Origin of the sequence: Pseudomonas sp. SIMBA_067, from assembly GCF_046534675.1 — a bacterium.
Lineage (GTDB): Bacteria > Pseudomonadota > Gammaproteobacteria > Pseudomonadales > Pseudomonadaceae > Aquipseudomonas > Aquipseudomonas putida.
The window spans coordinates 1-240 of the sequence record NZ_JAWRYH010001241.1 but is presented as its reverse complement, the minus strand read 5'-3'; the positions used below and the strand labels follow the sequence as shown (position 1 = coordinate 240).

Annotated in this window: 1 protein-coding gene; it reads right to left on the bottom strand. The window is 45.0% G+C overall.

The annotated features are described in order from the left end of the window. A partial coding sequence (locus SB765_RS33260; RefSeq protein ID WP_410932984.1) for a hypothetical protein occupies positions 1-240 on the bottom strand: 240 nt, incomplete at both ends.

Genomic DNA, 240 nt, shown 5'->3' with positions numbered 1-240 from the left:
CTGGAAACAAGCGTACATCAATTCGGGCGCTTTTGTCATCTAAAGTTATCAGCCCCCAACGATTTCCTTTTTTATTAATTAAGGTTCTCGCTGCAATCACCAAGCCCGCACCAGTGGATACTACATCACGGTTAGTGGGCTGCAAATCAATGAGTCGGCCTGAGGTGTAATGCCCAAGCTCTCGTCGATACTGGTTTATAGGATGGCCAGTTAAATAAAGGCCTAAGGTATCTTTTTCAC